The sequence below is a fragment of the Williamsia sp. CHRR-6 genome (assembly GCF_018474015.1).
In the GTDB taxonomy this organism is placed as follows: domain Bacteria; phylum Actinomycetota; class Actinomycetes; order Mycobacteriales; family Mycobacteriaceae; genus Williamsia_A.
In genome coordinates this window covers 1-538 of sequence record NZ_JAHCSG010000014.1, presented here as the reverse complement: position 1 = coordinate 538, position 538 = coordinate 1, and the positions used below count along the sequence as shown (strand labels likewise).

Below are 538 nucleotides of genomic sequence, written 5' to 3'. Positions count from 1 at the left end.
CGGGACCCGGCGTCGAGTCCAGCGATCAATCGTTCCCCGGTGAGGATGTCGAGGTCGAAGTGGCCGTGGAGGCGACCGTCCTCGCCCGGGGTGTAGGTGAACTGGTTCAACGATGAGTCTTCGGCGATGGGAACCGATGCGGGGTCGGTGTCGTCGGCGGGGGGTGTGTGGTCGATGGCGTAGCCGCGGGCGGTGTTGCTGATTTCCGATGGGGTGGCACCTGATAGTGCTGCGGCGATCAGGCGGGATTCGAGGTCGGTGATCAGGTCGGAGCCGATAGGGGCGCGACACCGTGTGGCCGCATGCCCAACCCCGGAGACGACCGCGGCAACGTGTTCACCGGACAGTAGTGCGTCGCGGGAGTAGCGGGCGGTCATGTCCAGGACATCGATGCCTCGCCCCACACGCATAGCTCGGGCGGCGACAGTGGGTGCACATCCGTTGCGGGTCAACAACTCTGCGGTCCGCATCCCCCACCGTTGAGCAGTCCCGAGGCGTTCACAGTGGCCGGCCGTCGCCGCGAGGAGATGATCACTGA

At 66.4% G+C, this 538-nt stretch carries 1 pseudogene; it reads right to left on the bottom strand.

Annotated elements, in window-relative coordinates:
* Positions 1-470, bottom strand: a pseudogene (locus KIK15_RS18940) (HNH endonuclease); the annotation flags it as partial.
* Positions 471-538: the final 68 nt, after the last annotated feature.